This is a genomic window from Buttiauxella sp. 3AFRM03, assembly GCF_003675305.1.
Taxonomy (GTDB): Bacteria; Pseudomonadota; Gammaproteobacteria; order Enterobacterales; family Enterobacteriaceae; genus Buttiauxella; species Buttiauxella ferragutiae.
The window spans coordinates 4,592,577-4,607,555 of the sequence record NZ_CP033076.1 but is presented as its reverse complement, the minus strand read 5'-3'; the positions used below and the strand labels follow the sequence as shown (position 1 = coordinate 4,607,555).

Genomic DNA, 14,979 nt, shown 5'->3' with positions numbered 1-14,979 from the left:
GTTGATCGGGAAAAACGTTTTGCTCGCCACAACGCTTTTCCACTTACCTGAAGGACGTTGTCTAATGCCAGCTATGCCCTATTTGACCATCCGCAAATCTGACCAACGCGTGGTATAGCGCGGCGAAAGCATCGCTCTTTTCATTTTCCACGGTTGCTCAATTCCTTGCCCTGCAAAATAGAGCGCTCCTTTACCTGCCTTCTTATTAATACTGTCTATCGCCTGCATCAGTGCTTCGCTATTGACCCTTGGCGGGTTTTCATCGAACAGATTGAGCTGCGCAACCCCCTGGCTAAAAAAGTCGCAGAGCATAATCCCGGCTTTTTGATAGTGATAGCCGTTTCTCCAGATAACGTTCAGGCAACGTGTAGCCGCGGCGATAATATCGCGGGTGTCCTGCGTGGGGGTTAGCAGTTTGACCGTAGCCCGGTTGCCGTAGTAGGGCTCATTGACTGAGAAAGGTGACGTTTTGACAAAAGCAGAAATGTGGCGGCAATACTGGTGCTCGGCTCTGAGTTTTTCTGCGGCGCGCACTGCATAACTGCAAATCGCCTGACGCATGTATTCGTACTCCGTCACCCGTTCACCAAACGAGCGAGAACAGATAATTTCTTGTTTCGTCGGCATAAACTCTTCAAACCCCAGACACGATTCCCCCCGTAGTTCGCGTACCGTGCGCTCAAGCACCACACTGAAATGTTTGCGGATAAAACGCGTGTCAGTCTCCGCCAATTGCAACGTATTTTTGATCCCCATCGCGTCGAGTTTTTTACTGATTCGACGGCCAACTCCCCAAACTTCATTAACCGGTAATTTCGCCATCAGTTTGCGCTGGTGTTCAACACTGGATAGGTCAACCACGCCATCCGTTTGCAGTTGCCACCGCTTAGCCGCGTAATTGGCTAGCTTAGCCAGTGTTTTTGTCTGGGCTATCCCCACACCAACAGTTAAATGCGTACGCTGTAAAAGAGTGGTACGTATTTCTCGGCCAAATTCCGCTAGATTGAGACAATGGCTTACGCCCGAAAAATCACAGCACGCTTCGTCAATAGAGTAAATCTCCACGCGTGGGCAAATTTCTTCCAGCGTCGTCATAACCCTTTCAGACATATCAGCGTACAGCTCGTAATTGCTGCTGAAAACAATAACCCCATTTTGCCGGAAGAGCTCTCTGTGCTTAAAGTAAGCGCCCCCCATTTGTACACCACAGTTTTTGGCCTCGGCGTTACGAGCAATAACGCATCCATCATTGTTGCTTAAAACAACCACCGGTTTACCTTTCAGATCCGGCCTGAATATGGTTTCACAACTGGCGTAAAAACTATTCACATCAACCAGGGCAAACATTATTAGCTCATCGACTTCACGATGAAAGTGACAACACCGAATACCTCAAGCGCCTCATCAGTACCGAGGTGAATAGGTTTGCAGCCACGATGGCGTGGAATTAATTGCCTGGAGGGCCGGAGTTGTAATTGCCTGACAAAAAACTCACCGTTAATCGCCGCAATCACAATATCGCCATGCGCCGCCGTTCGCGCACTGTCGACCACCAGTAAATCGCCATTAGCGATGCCGCCCTCAATCATCGAATCGTCAGAGGCCCGCATGTAATAGGTGGCAGGATGCTTCATCAGCAATTGGTAAATATCAATGCTCTGTTCTGCATAATCCTGCGCCGGTGATGGAAATCCCCCATAGTCATGCCCCCGATGTCGTTGATTGACAATAATTAATAGAAACAAACGGAGCCATAAATCCCCACCAACAAATACTGTATATAAACACAGCATTATTTAAATAAGCATCCCGATCAAGTTGCTTACAGGAAGATTCTTATAACAAACTGAAGTCGCGGAAAATTTAGGTGGTAAAAATAAGCGCGCTTCTCTACGGAAGAAATCACCATACAAACTTGCCCTACCGCTTCCGCTCTCACCGTTCTATGCTTAGCGAATGGAGAAAATAGCTGAACTAAAACGTACCAAGCGCCTTGCGCTGTCCTTACTGCTGGTTGCCGCTGTAACGTTTGTGGCCACCCTCTTTTTGCCACCGGGATTTTGGGTTAGCGGTTTAAAAGCTATCGCCGAAGCGGCCATGGTGGGCGCACTGGCTGACTGGTTTGCCGTTGCAGCACTGTTTCATCGCGTACCGATTCCCTTTATCTCCCGCCATACGGCGATTATCCCGCGCAATAAAGACAGAATTGGCGAGAATCTGGGTATCTTCGTGCAAGAAAAGTTCCTCGATACCCAATCCCTTATTGCGCTAATTCGTCGCCATGAACCGGCACAGATGATTGGCCAGTGGTTCAGCAAGCCCGACAACGCACAGCGTGTCGGGCAACATCTGTTGCAAGTGATGAGCGGTTTTTTAGACCTGACGGATGACACCCGTATTCAGCGTTTAATCCGCCAGGCCGTTCACAAGGCCATCGATAAAGTCGATTTGACACATTCAAGTGCCCTGCTGCTGGAGAGCCTGACTAAAAATAACCGCCATCAGGAACTGCTCGACTCGGTTATTGCCCAGATGCTGACGCTGATAAAACGTGAAAGCACGCGGGCTTTTATTGCCCGCCAGATTGTACGTTGGCTGGAAACAGAGCATCCACGTAAGGCCAAACTCCTGCCAACAGAATGGCTGGGGGAACATAGTGCCGATCTGGTTTCCAGTGCAGTTAATTCGTTTCTGGATGACGTGAGCCATGATCAGGGGCATCAGATCCGCCAGGCTTTTGATCGCGCGACGTTAAAGCTCATCGACAATCTTAAAAACTCGCCACAAATGGCTGAAAAAGCCGACAGCATCAAAAATTATCTGAAAGAAGATGAGGCGTTCAATCGCTATCTGGGCGAACTGTGGGGGATTTGCGCCAATGGCTGAAAGTGGACGTCAATTCTGAAGACTCGCGCGTGAAGCAGCGAATTGCAGAGGCCGGACAGTGGTTGGGCGAAACGCTGATTGCTGACAGTGCGCTACGCACTTCACTGAATGAGCATCTGGAGCAGGCAGTGCAGAAAATGGCACCGGAGTTCGCCATCTTCCTGACTCGCCATATTAGCGACACGGTCAAAAGCTGGGATGCTCAGGATATGTCACGGCAAATTGAACTGAATATCGGTAAGGATTTACAGTTTATCCGCATTAACGGCACGCTGGTTGGCGGTTCAATCGGGTTGGTGTTGTACCTGCTGTCGCAGATACCTGCGGCGCTACCGTTGCTGAATTTATGAAGGGAAGATAAAAAAGCAAACGCCCGCTGATGCGGGCGTTAGGGAAATCTTAGAAAATCAATGGTGTTGTTTCGGCTGGTCGTTGTGACCGACTTTTGAGAAGACGTTAAAGACTTCACCCAATCCATAGATAAGACCGAGGATCACCGCCATAACGATTGGCACCATGACCACGGCAAACACCAAGCTTTTTAGTAACTCTAACATGGATGCCTCCAACAAAAGTGAGAACGAGTATTCTAACGACCTGACAGAAAAACGCACTCTCCTTTTGTGCCATTTGCTCATCCCGCCGCAATAGAAGAAAATGACGTTTTTACTATTGCGGAGCGGTTATGCAGGCTGAAATTTTACTCACGCTGAAACTCCAACAGCGGCTGTTCGCCGATCCACGTCGTATCGCGCTGCTTAAACAAATACAACATACCGGCTCAATTAGCCAGGGTGCCAAACTCGCAGGTATTAGCTACAAAAGTGCCTGGGATGCTATCAACGAGATGAATCAGTTAAGCGACGAGACATTAGTTGAGCGAGCGACCGGCGGTAAAGGCGGCGGTGGTGCAATATTGACGCGTTACGGCGAACGCCTGATTCAGTTGTATGAATTGCTCGCGCAGATCCAGCAAAAAGCGTTCGATGTGCTGCGTGATGACGCATTGCCGCTCGATAGCCTGCTCGCCGCGATTTCCCGCTTTTCTTTGCAAACCAGCGCCCGTAACCAGCTTTTCGGCACCGTATTGCATCGCGATAGCGAACAAGTGCAGCAACATGTCGATATTTTACTGGCGGATGGTGCCACACGTTTGCAAGCCGCCATTACGCGCCAGAGCGCCGAACGCCTGGGTTTGAGCGAAGGCAAAGAAGTGCTGGTGTTAATTAAAGCGCCGTGGGTTGAAATCACTACGGCTCCTCAACGCGCCAGCAGCGCCGATAACCAACTCACTGGCATTATCAGCAATATTCAGCAAGGTGGCGAACAGAGCGAAGTTCTGGTGCAATTGCCGGACGGACAAACGCTGTGCGCCACGGTTCCTAATAGCGTGGTAGAAATTCAGAGTCTGGTAGAAGGTGCTAAAGTCATAGCATTTTTTAATGCCGATCGCGTGATTATCGCCACTCTGTGCTAAAACCAAACGGTGAATTGACAACAACACAGGCAATCCGTAAATCTGAGTTTAATCACTGCAAAAACTGGGATGGTATATGTCTGTGTTGCAAATATCGCAAGGGGTCTTCCACCTTAGCGACACCCGAACTCTTGCCCTCAATGATTTAACCATTAACGCCGGTGAAAGCTGGGCGTTTGTCGGCGCCAACGGTAGTGGAAAATCAGCGCTGGCCCGTGCACTTGCAGGATCCCTGCCCGTGCAAAAAGGCGAGCGCCAGTGCTCGTTTGCCCGTATTGCTCACCTTTCGTTTGAACAACTACAAAAGTTAGTTAGCGATGAATGGCAGCGTAATAACACTGATTTGTTGAGCCCTGACGAAGACGATACCGGCCGCACCACGGCAGAAATTATTCAGGATGAAATTAAAGATGAAGCTCGCTGCCAGAAACTGGCGCAACTGTTTGGTATTACTCCGTTATTAACCCGCCGTTTTAAGTACCTTTCGACCGGTGAAACGCGCAAAACGCTGCTCTGTCAGGCGCTGATGCCGCAACCTGATTTGCTTATTCTTGATGAGCCGTTTGACGGGCTGGATGTGCAGTCCCGTGAGCAACTCGCTGGGTTATTAGGTGAACTGAGCACCCAGGGCTACACCGTGGTGCTGGTGCTTAACCGCTTCGATGAAATTCCTGATTTTGTGCAATTTGCGGGCGTGCTGGCCGATTGTGCGCTGATTGAAGTAGGCAAAAAGCAAAAACTGCTCGAACAAGCGCTGATTGCACAACTGGCCCATAGTGAAAAACTGGTGGGCGTCGCACTGCCGGAAGCAGACGACCCGAGTGCTCGCTACACACTTCCTGTGGATCAGGCGCGTATTATTCTGCGTGACGGCGTGGTGGAATATAACGACAGGCCAATCCTGCACAAACTGTCCTGGACGGTAAATCCTGGCGAACACTGGCAAATAGTCGGCCCAAATGGCGCAGGTAAATCGACGTTATTAAGCCTGGTGACCGGCGATCATCCTCAAGGTTACAGCAACGATCTGACTCTGTTTGGCCGCCGTCGTGGCAGCGGTGAAACCATCTGGGACATCAAAAAGCATATCGGGTATGTCAGCAGTAATCTGCATCTTGATTACCGTGTTAGTACCACGGTGCGCAATGTGGTGCTTTCCGGCTATTTTGATTCGATTGGCATTTACCAGGCTGTTTCTGACCGCCAGCAAAAACTAGCTCGCCAATGGCTGAACATGCTCGGTATGGACAACGCCATTGCCGACGCACCGTTCCATAGCCTTTCCTGGGGCCAACAGCGCCTTGCACTGATCGCTCGGGCGTTAGTGAAACACCCGACGCTTTTAATCCTCGACGAACCTCTGCAAGGGCTGGATCCGCTGAATCGCCAGCTAGTACGCCGTTTCATTGATATTCTGATTGGTGAAGGGGAAACCCAGTTGCTGTTTGTCTCTCACCACGCCGAAGACGCGCCAGAGTGCATCACTAAACGGCTCACTTTTGTGGCTGATGGCGAGGCATATCGCTATCAAATTGACGATTTAGCACCAGCTCAATAACACTGTTGGAAGTCGCTTCCGTTACTCATTTTTTATCAATCGGATTAGCGCAGCGACTTTCGGATAACCCGCAGCACCCTCGCTATGACCATTTGATTTATAATCATTTTTTCAGCTAATGATTGTCGATGAAACATTAGTGTAAGCGATTCCACTAATTTAGCACATGTCACACTTTTGACATCTCTGTTATGCTATGTTTATTACATACCATACGCGTAATGGAGCGAAAAATGAGAGTATTGGTAACAGGTGGTAGCGGTTACATTGGCAGTCATACCTGTGTACAACTGCTACAAAATGGCCACGACGTAGTCATTCTGGATAATCTGTGCAACAGCAAACGCAGCGTTCTGCCAGTGATTGAACGCCTCAGCGGTAAACACCCTATGTTCATTGATGGTGATATTCGCGATGAAGCGCTACTGGCAGAAATTTTCCACGATCACCAGATTGATGCCGTGATCCATTTTGCTGGCCTGAAGGCGGTCGGCGAATCGGTTAACAAACCGCTGGAATACTACGACAACAACGTGACCGGCACGTTACGCCTGATTTCAGCGATGCGCGCCGCCAATGTCACCAATTTCATCTTCAGTTCTTCCGCGACAGTTTATGGCGACCAGCCGCAAATCCCTTACGTTGAAAGCTTCCCAACCGGCACGCCTGCCAGCCCATATGGCCGCAGCAAGTTAATGGTTGAACAGATTCTGGCTGACTTACAAAAGGCCCAGCCGAACTGGAGCGTGGCGCTATTGCGTTACTTCAACCCGGTCGGCGCGCATCCATCAGGTGATATGGGTGAAGACCCGCAAGGTATCCCAAATAATCTGATGCCATACATCGCACAGGTTGCGGTAGGACGCCGTGATTCACTGGCGGTCTTCGGGAATGATTATCCAACCGAAGACGGCACTGGCGTTCGCGACTACATTCACGTTATGGATCTCGCTGAAGGCCACGTTGCCGCCATGCAAACGCTGCAAGGCAAGCCTGGCGTGCATATCTATAACCTCGGCGCAGGCATTGGTAGCAGCGTGTTGGATGTGATCAATGCTTTCAGCACCGCTTGCGGAAAACCGGTGAATTATCACTTCGCCCCGCGTCGAGATGGCGATCTCCCAGCTTACTGGGCAGATGCCACCAAAGCCGATCAACAACTTAACTGGCGTGTCAGCCGTACTCTGCAAGAAATGGCAGATGATACCTGGCGCTGGCAGTCTCGCCACCCTCAAGGTTATCCAGACTAAGGAAATGTGATGGAGCAGTTTAACCCGGTGGATCATCCACATCGCCGTTTTAACCCACTGACAGGACAATGGATTCTGGTGTCCCCGCACCGCGCTAAGCGCCCGTGGCAAGGGGCGCAGGAAACTCCGTCCAATGAAACTTTACCGGCCCACGATCCGGATTGCTTCTTGTGCCCAGGCAACACACGCGTTACTGGTGACAAAAATCCGCAATATACCGGCACTTTTGTTTTTACTAATGATTTTGCCGCGTTGATGACGGATACCCCAGATGCACCAGCGAGCAACGACCCACTTTTACGTTGTGAAAGCGCTCGCGGCACCAGCCGGGTTATCTGTTTCTCACCAGATCACAGTAAAACCCTGCCACAGCTTTCCGTAAATGCGCTGGAAGAAGTGGTGAAAACCTGGCAAGAACAGACTGCGGATTTAGGCAAAACTTACCCGTGGGTGCAGGTTTTTGAGAATAAAGGCGCGGCGATGGGCTGCTCCAACCCGCATCCGCACGGCCAGGTTTGGGCGAACAGTTTCCTGCCTAATGAAGTGGCGCGTGAAGATGTATTGCAGCGCGAATACTTTGCAGAAAATGGCTCGCCAATGCTGGTCGATTACGCACAACGCGAGCTTAAAGATGGCAGCCGCACAGTCGTCGAAACTGAACACTGGATTGCAGTAGTGCCTTACTGGGCCGCCTGGCCGTTTGAAACGCTACTGCTGCCGAAAACTCATGTACTGCGTATCACTGACCTGACGGCTGAACAGAGCAGTGATTTAGCACTCGCGCTGAAAAAACTGACCAGCCGTTACGACAACCTTTTCCAGTGCTCATTCCCTTATTCTATGGGCTGGCATGGCGCACCGTTTAATGACGAGGAAAATGGTCACTGGCAGTTGCATGCTCACTTCTATCCACCACTATTGCGTAGCGCAACCGTGCGTAAATTTATGGTCGGCTATGAAATGCTGGCTGAAACCCAACGTGATTTAACCGCAGAGCAAGCCGCAGAACGCTTGCGTGCCGTTTCCGATATTCACTTTCGCCAATCCGGAGAATAAAAATGAGTCTGAAAGATAACACCCAACACCTCTTCGCCGAACACTTTGGTTATCCGGCAACCCATACTATTCAGGCTCCTGGCCGCGTTAACCTGATTGGCGAGCACACCGATTACAACGACGGTTTTGTGCTTCCTTGTGCTATCGATTACCAGACGGTCATTAGCTGCGCAAAACGTGATGACCGCATGGTACGCGTGATCGCCGCGGATTATGACAATCAAAGCGACGAGTTTTCACTCGACAAACCGATTCTGAGCCACGACACGCAGCAATGGTCCAACTATGTTCGCGGTGTGGTTAAGCATCTGCAAAAGCGTGATAAAAACTTTGCCGGCGCCGATTTAGTGATCAGCGGCAACGTGCCACAAGGTGCGGGCTTGAGTTCATCGGCATCGCTGGAAGTCGCAGTGGGTACCGTGTTCCAGAAGCTTTATCATCTGGCGCTGGACGGCTCGCAAATTGCCTTAAATGGCCAGGAAGCAGAGAACCAGTTCGTCGGCTGTAACTGCGGCATTATGGATCAGCTGATTTCTGCGTTAGGTAAAAAAGATCATGCGTTGCTGATTGATTGCCGCACGCTGGGTACCAAAGCGGTTTCGATGCCAAAAGGCGTGGCCGTGGTCATCATCAACAGTAACTTCAAACGCACGCTGGTGGGCAGCGAATACAATACCCGTCGCCAGCAATGCGAAACTGGTGCACGCTTCTTCACTCAGAAAGCGCTGCGTGATGTTGAGTTGTCAAAATTCAACGCTGTGGCACATGAACTTGATCCGGTTGTCGCTAAGCGTGTGCGCCATGTCCTCACCGAAAATATTCGTACCGTAGAAGCTGCCGATGCGCTGGCAAAAGGCGATTTGCAACGTATGGGCGAACTGATGGCTGAGTCTCATGCGTCAATGCGCGATGATTTCGAAATCACCGTGCCACAAATCGATACGTTAGTTGAAATCGTGAAAGCCACAATTGGCGATAAAGGCGGCGTGCGTATGACAGGTGGCGGCTTCGGTGGTTGTATCGTTGCATTGATCCCGGAAGATTTGGTTCCTGCAGTACAACAAGCGGTCGCCAAACAGTACGAAGCCAAAACCGGCATAAAAGAAACCTTTTATGTCTGCAAACCTTCGGAGGGCGCGGGCCAATGCTAAAAGAAACACCACAGCTTGCACCGGATGGGCAACCGTTCCGCATCTCCACCCTGCGCAACAGCGCGGGGTTAGTTGTCTCAGTCATGGACTGGGGCGCTACCCTGTTGTCGTGTCGTGTGCCGATGAAAGACGGAAGCGTACGCGAAACGCTGCTTGGCTGCGAAACACCGGAAGATTATCTGAATCAGTCAGCTTATCTGGGAGCAACTGTCGGGCGCTACGCAAACCGGATTGCCAACAGCCAGTTTGAGCGCGATGGCGTCACCATCAACGTGACAGCAAACCAGGGCGCACATCAGCTACATGGCGGGCCAGATGGCTTCGACAAACGTCGCTGGCGTATTGTGCGCCAGAACGAACATGAAGTGCTGTACACCCTCGATTCACAAGATGGCGATCAAGGCTTCCCTGGCGAATTACGTGCAACCGCGCGTTATGCTCTCACCGAAGATAACTGCATTACTGTTGAGTTCCGCGCCAAAACCAGCAAAGCATGCCCGGTGAACCTGACCAATCACGCCTACTTTAATCTCGACGGTAAGCAGAACGATATTCGTCAACATCGCCTGCAACTGCTGGCCGATAGCTACTTGCCAGTCGATAGCAACGGTATTCCACAGGCCGGGCTTAAAGATGTGGCAGGTACCAGCTTTGATTTCCGCACAGTGAAAACCATCGCTGATGATTTCCTGTCTGATAACGACCAGGTGCTGGTTAAAGGCTACGATCATGCGTTCTTGTTACAAGCACAGGGCGATGCCAGCCTGCCAGCAGCACACCTTTGGTCGAGCGACAATCAACTGCAAATGACGGTCTACACCACCGCACCGGCATTGCAGTTTTACAGCGGGAATTATCTGGACGGTACACCGGCAAGGGAACAAGGAACGTACAATGCGTACCAGGGCCTGGCGCTGGAAAGCGAATTCCTGCCAGACAGCCCTAATCATCCGGAATGGCCACAACCTGATTGCTGGTTACAGCCACATGAAGAGTACTTAAGCATTACGGAATACGAGTTCATTCCACTCTAAGTGCCTTGCCCTCCTCCACGGAGGGCAATTCTTCTGCGAATCGCTGGATTTCCCGCCGTTTAGCGACAAAAATATAACAACTATTCACATCCAACTTACACTCCACACTCTTTTTCGCTATGTTAAACGTTTAGCATTGCCGCTCGCCCCTTCGCGGCAATATAATGATAATCGTTATCATTAATCACAGGCTCATTAAGGAGTAAACTATGGCTGTTACTAAGCTGGTTCTGGTTCGTCACGGTGAAAGCCAGTGGAACAACGAAAACCGCTTCACCGGTTGGTATGACGTTGATCTGTCTGAGAAAGGTCAAACTGAAGCGAAAGCAGCAGGTAAGTTGCTGAAAGACGAAGGCTACTCTTTCGACTTTGCTTACACTTCTGTGCTGAAACGTGCCATCCATACTCTGTGGAACATCCTCGATGAACTGGACCAGGCCTGGTTGCCAGTTGAAAAATCCTGGAAGCTGAATGAGCGTCATTACGGGGCGCTGCAGGGTCTGAACAAAGCAGAAACCGCAGAAAAATACGGCGATGAGCAAGTTAAACAATGGCGTCGTGGCTTTGCGATAACACCTCCAGAATTGACGCGTGATGACGAACGCTTCCCAGGCCATGACCCACGTTATGCAAGCCTGACCGATAAAGAGCTGCCGGTAACTGAAAGCCTGGCATTAACTATCGATCGCGTAATCCCTTACTGGAATGAAACCATTCTGCCACGCATGAAAAGCGGCGAACGCGTGATTGTTGCCGCTCACGGTAACTCCCTGCGTGCCTTGGTTAAATTCCTTGATAACCTGGGCGAAGACGAAATTCTTGAGCTGAATATCCCAACTGGCGTACCGTTGGTGTATGAGTTTGACGAGAACTTCAAACCGCTGAAGCGCTACTATCTGGGCAATGCTGATGAGATCGCAGCAAAAGCCGCAGCGGTAGCAAACCAGGGTAAAGCGAAGTAATTCGTTAGATGTGAAAAAGGCGTGGTGAAAACCACGCCTTTTTTATTGTTACTGCGTCAAGACTTAGCCGCGACGCGTTTTCACTGCATCAGCCAACTGGCGCAACACAACTTCAGTATCTTCCCAGCCGATACAAGCATCGGTCACGCTCTTGCCGTAAACCAACGGTTCACCGCTTTCCAGGTTCTGATTGCCTTCAATAAGGTGACTTTCAATCATCACACCGGTGATGGCTTTATCGCCACCAGCGATTTGCTGGCAAACATCGGCGCCAACTTCCATTTGTTTCTTAAACTGCTTGCTGCTGTTGGCATGACTGAAATCGATCATCACCTGTGCAGGCAGGCCTGCCTTCACTAAATCCGCTTTAACCTGAGCGACGTGCTCCGCGCTGTAGTTTGGCTCTTTACCGCCGCGCAGAATGATATGGCAGTCACCATTTCCGCTGGTCGTCACAATGGCAGAATGACCCCATTTCGTCACAGACAGGAAGCTGTGTGGCGCGCCAGCGGCATTAATAGCATCAATCGCCACTTTCATCGTGCCGTCGGTACCATTTTTGAAGCCGACCGGACATGACAGACCCGACGCCAGTTCACGGTGAACCTGAGATTCTGTGGTTCGTGCGCCAATAGCCCCCCAGCTCATCAAGTCCGCCAGATACTGCGGAGTAATCATATCTAAGAACTCACCCGCTGCTGGCAGGCCGGAGTCATTGATATCTAACAACAGCTTACGAGCAATGCGCAGGCCATCGTTGATTTGGAAACTGTTATCCATTTGCGGATCGTTGATGAGGCCTTTCCAGCCCACCGTCGTGCGTGGTTTTTCGAAGTAAACACGCATAACGATTTCCAGCTCACCTTGCAGTTCTTCACGCAATGTCAGTAAACGCGCGCCATACTCTTTCGCCGCTTTGATATCGTGAATGGAGCAAGGGCCGATGACAACCAGCAGACGATCATCATTTCCTTTAAGGATTTTATGAATCGCTTTGCGCGCGCCAGATACCGTTGCAGCTGCTTTTTCAGTGGCAGGGAATTTTTCGAGCAGCGCTACTGGAGGCAAAAGTTCGTTGATTTCTTTGATGCGTAAGTCGTCGTTCTGATAATTCATGATATTTCCGGAAATGGCCTTTAGATTTAGCTTAGTTGCAATCCCTTCAATCTATCGCTTCAAGCCTGAAGTGTAAACGGGCTTTTACACTTCAGGCAGAATATTCCTGAAAACGACCTAAAAGCGGTCAATAAATGGTAAAAGCTCGGTATGACGCTACAATTTTTAATTGTTAACACCAAAAAGTATCATTTTGGCAAAATTGTATTCTGATTAGATTATTAAAGTTGGCAGGTATCACCGATAGAAATAATTTAATCCGAATAGGACCTGTGCACTGTTGGAAGAAGTTATCCAGCAATAACGACCATAACAGGAGCATCATGATGAATAAATTAACCACTCTTTTCCTGACAGCAACCCTCACTCTTGCCAGCGGCGCAGCTTTGGCTGCCGACACCAGCGGCATGAATAACGGCCAGGCTAATGCTGGCGCTGAAGCAGGCCAGGTTGCACCTGGCGCGAATCAGAACATAGCCCCGAAAGGCGTTGATAACAGCAATATCAACAATAGCGGCACCATGCTCCATCCAAATGGCTCAACCAGTAATAGCGGTTTGACCAGTGATGGAATGAGCAAGGATGAAATTCATAAAAATTCGATGTGTAAAGACGGTAAATGCCCGGATACCAACCAAAAGGTTGAAACCGGCAGCGGCAATGATGTGAACAGCAAAGTGGACGGGACTTCACAGTAAAATCAGCCAGCTGAAAAAACCAGGGGAGCTTAGGCTCTCCTTTTTTATAGGTTTTATTCAATAAGTTGATCAGCTTTAGTGGTTATAATTAGCGCATTGTTGCTTTTCAAATACTGAGAAATCATGGCGCATACACATCAACATTCTTCGGGTGATTCCAACTCCAAACGTCTGTTCTGGGCATTTTCCATCACGGCGCTATTTATGGTGGCGGAAGTCATCGGTGGGGTGATATCAGGGTCACTTGCCTTACTTGCTGATGCAGGGCATATGCTGACTGATGCGGCAGCGCTGCTGGTCGCGCTAATGGCGGTGAAATTTGCCCGTCGTCCGCCGAATGCCCGTCATACCTTCGGTTGGCTGAGGCTGACCACGCTTGCCGCATTTGTGAATGCGATTGCCTTAGTGGTGATAACGATCTTGATCGTCTGGGAGGCGATAGAGCGTTTTTATCAGCCGCAGCCGATTGCTGGCTGGACCATGCTGATCATCGCTTTTGCCGGGTTACTGGCGAATCTATTTTCGTTCTGGATTTTGCATCGCGGAAATGAAGAAAAAAATATCAACGTGCGTGCTGCTGCTCTGCACGTTATGGGAGATTTGTTAGGTTCGGTGGGAGCTATCGCTGCGGCGCTTATTATTTTGTGGACCGGTTGGACGCCAATTGACCCTATTCTCTCAATACTGGTGTCATGCCTGGTGTTGCGCAGCGCGTGGAATTTACTAAAAGAGAGCGTTAATGAGTTGCTCGAAGGCGCACCAAACGCCATTGATATCCCCGTTTTGCAGCGCAAGTTAATCAGAACGATTCCCGAAGTCCGCGACGTTCACCACGTGCATATCTGGCTGGTCGGTGAAAAACCGTTAATGACGTTGCATGTTCAGGTGGTGCCACCGCACGATCACGACGCCCTGCTGGAACGCATCCACCATTTTCTGAAAGATGAATATCAGATTGAACATGCCACGGTACAAATGGAGTATCAGGTTTGCCACGGTCAGGACTGTGATTTACATGAGCATGACCATCACGGCCATGCTCATCACCACCACTAATTAAGACAGTGCGCGTGAGCCGCGTTCACGCGCGCTGTTGATCCACATGCGGCTACCGTTGAGCGCAATAAACGTCAGGATCAAATATTCGAGTGACATCGCGTAGACGCCTTGCAAGGCGAAGATAACCACGCTGATCATGTTAATGATTACCCACAGCAGCCAGTTTTCGACGTATTTGCGGGTCATCAGAATCATCGCCACAATCGACAGTACCATCATGCAGGAGTCCCAGAATGGGAACGCATCGGGCTGAAGCTCCGGCATCGTCACATTCAGACCCATGGCCTGCATCGCGGTAACCGCAGTTCGGGTCAGGACAGCAAAGACCGGATCGATAAATACCGTCATCAACCCAATCGCCCCCACACAAATTGCAATCCAGGCAAATGCTTTGGGCAGAGGTAACCAACGAATATGGAGAGCGGTTTGATTTTCACTCGTCTGTCTCGACCAGGCATACCAACCGTAAATATTAGCCGCAAAGAAAAACAACTGTAGTAACAGGCTTGCGTAGAGTTGGATTTGGAAGAAAATAATCGCAAATAGCGTAACGTTAATTAAACCGAATGCGTAATTGCTGATTTTTTCTAAACTAGCCAACCAGATACATAGCAAACCCGCCACGGTTCCAATCGCTTCAATCCACGATAAATCATACCCACCCGTTCCGATGGGAATGTGGACCAAAATATTCTGCGTGCTTAAAAAATCCATATTCGCTCCTTGGGGTTA

General features: G+C 50.0%; 14 protein-coding genes and 1 pseudogene. 10 read left to right on the top strand and 5 right to left on the bottom strand.

Annotated features, from left to right (window positions below):
• Positions 1-78 precede the first annotated feature (78 nt).
• Both D8682_RS22975 and umuD read right to left on the bottom strand, forming a co-directional pair.
• Positions 79-1,347, bottom strand: a complete 1,269-nt coding sequence (locus D8682_RS22975; RefSeq protein ID WP_121815207.1) for a Y-family DNA polymerase — start codon at positions 1,345-1,347, stop codon at positions 79-81.
• A gap of 2 nt (positions 1,348-1,349) precedes the next feature.
• The gene (gene umuD, locus D8682_RS22970; RefSeq protein ID WP_238392790.1) at positions 1,350-1,745 is read right to left on the bottom strand and encodes a translesion error-prone DNA polymerase V autoproteolytic subunit; all 396 of its coding nucleotides are present in this window, start codon (positions 1,743-1,745) and stop codon (positions 1,350-1,352) included.
• 211 nt (positions 1,746-1,956) lie between these two features.
• Here umuD and D8682_RS22965 point away from each other — a divergent pair.
• Positions 1,957-3,236, top strand: a pseudogene (locus D8682_RS22965) (DUF445 domain-containing protein).
• 57 nt (positions 3,237-3,293) lie between these two features.
• Here the strand turns inward: D8682_RS22965 and D8682_RS22960 are convergent.
• The gene (locus D8682_RS22960; RefSeq protein ID WP_064544922.1) at positions 3,294-3,443 is read right to left on the bottom strand and encodes an AcrZ family multidrug efflux pump-associated protein; all 150 of its coding nucleotides are present in this window, start codon (positions 3,441-3,443) and stop codon (positions 3,294-3,296) included.
• Between the two features lie 128 nt (positions 3,444-3,571).
• On the opposite strand from D8682_RS22960, the gene modE reads away from it, so the two are divergent.
• From modE to gpmA, 7 genes are all read left to right on the top strand, one after another.
• Positions 3,572-4,363, top strand: coding sequence for a molybdenum-dependent transcriptional regulator (gene modE, locus D8682_RS22955; RefSeq protein WP_121815205.1), 792 nt, complete (start codon positions 3,572-3,574; stop codon positions 4,361-4,363).
• A 76-nt stretch (positions 4,364-4,439) separates the two neighbouring features.
• Positions 4,440-5,921, top strand: coding sequence for a molybdate ABC transporter ATP-binding protein ModF (gene modF / locus D8682_RS22950; RefSeq protein WP_121815204.1), 1,482 nt, complete (start codon positions 4,440-4,442; stop codon positions 5,919-5,921).
• 233 nt (positions 5,922-6,154) lie between these two features.
• A complete protein-coding gene (gene galE, locus D8682_RS22945; protein WP_064544914.1) occupies positions 6,155-7,171 on the top strand; it encodes a UDP-glucose 4-epimerase GalE in 1,017 nt (338 codons plus the stop codon).
• 9 nt (positions 7,172-7,180) lie between these two features.
• Positions 7,181-8,227, top strand: a complete 1,047-nt coding sequence (gene galT, locus D8682_RS22940; protein WP_064544913.1) for a galactose-1-phosphate uridylyltransferase — start codon at positions 7,181-7,183, stop codon at positions 8,225-8,227.
• 2 nt (positions 8,228-8,229) lie between these two features.
• Entirely contained in the window at positions 8,230-9,378 is a 1,149-nt protein-coding gene (galK, locus tag D8682_RS22935) for a galactokinase (RefSeq protein ID WP_064544911.1), read from the top strand.
• Positions 9,372-10,412 (top strand): galactose-1-epimerase, encoded by a 1,041-nt coding sequence (gene galM, locus D8682_RS22930; RefSeq protein ID WP_064544909.1) that lies wholly within the window; start codon positions 9,372-9,374, stop codon positions 10,410-10,412. The genes galK and galM overlap by 7 nt, the downstream gene beginning before the upstream one ends.
• A gap of 209 nt (positions 10,413-10,621) precedes the next feature.
• Positions 10,622-11,374: a 2,3-diphosphoglycerate-dependent phosphoglycerate mutase gene (gene gpmA, locus D8682_RS22925; RefSeq protein WP_064544906.1), complete on the top strand. Its 753-nt coding sequence runs from the start codon at positions 10,622-10,624 to the stop codon at positions 11,372-11,374.
• A gap of 63 nt (positions 11,375-11,437) precedes the next feature.
• Here the strand turns inward: gpmA and aroG are convergent, their stop codons facing one another.
• On the bottom strand, positions 11,438-12,490 hold the full coding sequence (gene aroG, locus D8682_RS22920; protein WP_064544904.1) for a 3-deoxy-7-phosphoheptulonate synthase AroG: 1,053 nt from the start codon (positions 12,488-12,490) through the stop codon (positions 11,438-11,440).
• Positions 12,491-12,810: 320 nt separating this feature from the next.
• Here aroG and D8682_RS22915 point away from each other — a divergent pair, with 320 nt between their 5' ends.
• On the top strand, positions 12,811-13,188 hold the full coding sequence (locus tag D8682_RS22915; protein ID WP_064545107.1) for a YbgS-like family protein: 378 nt from the start codon (positions 12,811-12,813) through the stop codon (positions 13,186-13,188).
• 123 nt (positions 13,189-13,311) lie between these two features.
• On the top strand, positions 13,312-14,244 hold the full coding sequence (gene zitB / locus D8682_RS22910; RefSeq protein ID WP_121815203.1) for a CDF family zinc transporter ZitB: 933 nt from the start codon (positions 13,312-13,314) through the stop codon (positions 14,242-14,244).
• On the opposite strand, the gene pnuC is transcribed toward zitB, so the two are convergent.
• Complete coding sequence (gene pnuC / locus D8682_RS22905) at positions 14,245-14,961, bottom strand: nicotinamide riboside transporter PnuC (protein WP_121815202.1); 717 nt, start codon at positions 14,959-14,961, stop codon at positions 14,245-14,247.
• Positions 14,962-14,979 lie beyond the last annotated feature (18 nt).